Genomic DNA, 2,687 nt, shown 5'->3' on the forward strand with positions numbered 1-2,687 from the left:
GGGTTTCGGCTCGGGGCGGTCGCGGGGGGTCAATCTGGGCTTCGCCCTGAGAGGGGGCCAGCCCCCTCCTAACTCCAAGCAGGGATTCACGGTGAGGGCGGCGCCGGTTTCTGGTTCTGTTCCTCGGCCGCCTGTGGTACGGCTCGGGCGCCGGTCTTCGTTACGCGCACTCGTGGGGCCGGTCCGGTTGGGCCGCTTGGGGCTTCGTCTCCCGGCTTTCTGTCTATAAATCTCTACTCGCACCGTGTCTACCGCGCCCGCCGCTTTCTGGCGGGACGCGGCTCCGCCTGACTCCTTTGAGTGAAATTTGTCCGCAAGGCTCACGGGCTGGTAGCCGCAAGGCGAACGCTCGTATGACAGACAGAAAGAGCTTTGATCTATGAAAACCTACTGCAAGGGCATCGAGTTCACGCGCAAGAGCGTCGTCGAGGCCCTGCACCGATGGAAGAAAAGTGACTCCGGCAAGGAGAACGGCTGGCGCGTCGCCGACGAATACGGCACCGAGACGGCGTTCGTCGACCGCATCTGGCTAGAGCTCTCGACCGAGACGCTTACGTTCGAGCCGATTCGAACCTACCTGAAGCACGACCCAAACAACGGCAAGCTGCGCGAGATAAGCGTCGAGAGCATCAAGCGGCAGGTCTGCAACTACCTGTGCGTTGGGGCACTCGAGCCGCTCCTTGCCGCCAAGGTCGGCTTCTGGCAGGTGTCGAGCGGCGTCAAGGGCAAGGGCGCGGCGCTGGGGATGCGCAAGCTCAGGCGTGAGGTTCACCGCTTCGCCTACCACGTACACGTCGACATCCGCAACTGCTACGGCTCGATGCGGACGGAGATAGTGGAGGGTCTGGCGGCGCGCTACGTCAAGAACAGCCAAGTCCTCTACCTGCTCCATTCGCTGCTGTCGACGATGAACGGCGTCCTTATCCTCGGCAGCTACCTGTCGCTTCGGTTGGCGGCGCTCGTGATCTCGTTCGCGTACCACGCGGTCGAGGAGGCGGCGAAGGAGCGGCACGGCAAACGCGTGAGGCTCGCGGGATGCCAGGTGTGGTACGCCGACGACGGCTATTTTCTCGGCAACTCAAAGCGCTCGCTCAGGAAGGCCGCGGCCATCGCCGCACGCGTTTTGGGGCGGCTAGGATTGTCGCTGAAACCGTGGAAGGTGAGGCGCAACGGCGCCGAGCCCATCGATTTCGCGGGCTATCGCATCTGGTGCGCTCGCGGGCGACGGGTCGACTTGCGAAAGAGGCTCTGGAAACGACTGCGACGCGCGTTCGCGCGCTACAGGCGCAGGCGCACCGAGCGCTTGGCGAGGCGCGTGTGCTCTTACTGGGGCTGGCTGAAAACGGCCGTCATGGAGCACCAGATGAACGTCAAGCGGTGCATATTCAACGCGGCGAGGGCCGTGGGTTAGGAGGAAAAATATGGTTGTGAAGTCGGAGCGAACGGGCGAGAGGCCCGAGACGGTCGAGATCGCGGGGACCGACGTCTGGCTGCGCCGCGGCATCGCCGAGGGCGAGCGCGAGGAGCAGGGCGGCGAGGGCGGTTCCGTCAAGGTGAAGGTGTTCACCTACGAGGAGCTGCACTTCACCGACCCGACTGGCGAACTGACGGTCGAGGGCGCAAAGGCCGACTTTGACACCGTCTGGGCGGCTCACGAGGCGGACGGCATGAGCATGGAGGAGCAGATCGCATCGCTCCAGCAGCAGGTCGCCGACTCGCAAGCGGCCCTTCTCGAGCTCGGCGACATCGTTGGAGGTGAGTAACTTGGCGAAGATCTACTACCGCGCCGTGAAAAGCGGCAAGCGCACGCTCGAGAGCGTTCCCGAGCGCTGGCGTGACGAGGTACGCCAGATGCTAGAGGCAGACGGCGAGTAGGGAAGGGCCCCGGCTTCGGTCGGGGCCCTTTTCCGTTATGCGCGGGCGACCATGCGTGCCGACGATTGGAGGCGGCGCATGGCGAGGGATAGCGCTCACGAGTTCTCAGACGCCGAGATTCGGGCGTTCGAGCGCGAGGTGGCGGGAGTGTACGGCGAGGCGAGCAAGACGGCCTACGCCAACCTCAAGCGCTATCTGGCGCAGTTCGAGGCCGACGACGAGAAGATGCGCGAGCGGCTCGAGGCCGGCGAGATCACCAAGGCGCAATACAGGTCTTGGCGAAGCGGGAAGATAGCGGCCGGCAGGCACTACCGAATCGTCCTCAAGCAGTGCGCCGAGGCCATGACGCATGCGAACGTCGTCGCGGCCGCCGCCATCGAGGGCAGGCTGCCCGAGGTCTACGCCGAGAACTACAACTACGGCACGTGGCAGGTCGAGAGCGCCGTGGGCGTTGACACGGCCTACGCGCTGCAGGACGCCTCGACCGTGCAGAGGCTGCTCACCGACCACGACAGCTACCTGCCAAAGCCGTCCGTCAACGTCGCCAAGGACATGGCATGGAACCGGCGGCTCATCGCCAACCAGATCATGCAGGGCGTGCTGCTCGGCGAGTCGATATCAAAGATCGCAAAGCGCATTCAGGACGTGGCGGGGTCCAACCGCGCGGCGGCGGTGCGCTTGGCGCGGACCTCGACGACGGCGGCCGAGAACGCCGGGCGCGTCGACAGCTACAAGAGGGCCAAGGGGCTCGGCATCAATGTGCAGCAGGAATGGGTGGCGACGCTCGACGGGCGCACGCGCTCGAGCCACAG

Annotated in this window: 4 protein-coding genes; all 4 read left to right on the plus strand. The window is 65.1% G+C overall.

What is annotated here, in order from left to right:
* The first annotated feature begins 379 nt into the window (after window positions 1-379).
* Entirely contained in the window at window positions 380-1,411 is a 1,032-nt protein-coding gene (locus ACT84W_RS05410; protein ID WP_444328468.1) for a hypothetical protein, read from the plus strand.
* Window positions 1,412-1,421: 10 nt separating this feature from the next.
* Window positions 1,422-1,763 (plus strand): hypothetical protein, encoded by a 342-nt coding sequence (locus tag ACT84W_RS05415; protein ID WP_117790599.1) that lies wholly within the window; start codon window positions 1,422-1,424, stop codon window positions 1,761-1,763.
* A gap of 1 nt (window position 1,764) precedes the next feature.
* A complete protein-coding gene (locus ACT84W_RS05420; protein ID WP_253279184.1) occupies window positions 1,765-1,875 on the plus strand; it encodes a CD1375 family protein in 111 nt (36 codons plus the stop codon).
* A 78-nt stretch (window positions 1,876-1,953) separates the two neighbouring features.
* Window positions 1,954-2,687 (plus strand): phage minor head protein (locus ACT84W_RS05425; protein ID WP_444328469.1); only part of this gene is annotated, 734 nt, incomplete at its 3' end.

The sequence above is a fragment of the Paratractidigestivibacter sp. genome (assembly GCF_052362415.1).
GTDB lineage: Bacteria > Actinomycetota > Coriobacteriia > Coriobacteriales > Atopobiaceae > Paratractidigestivibacter.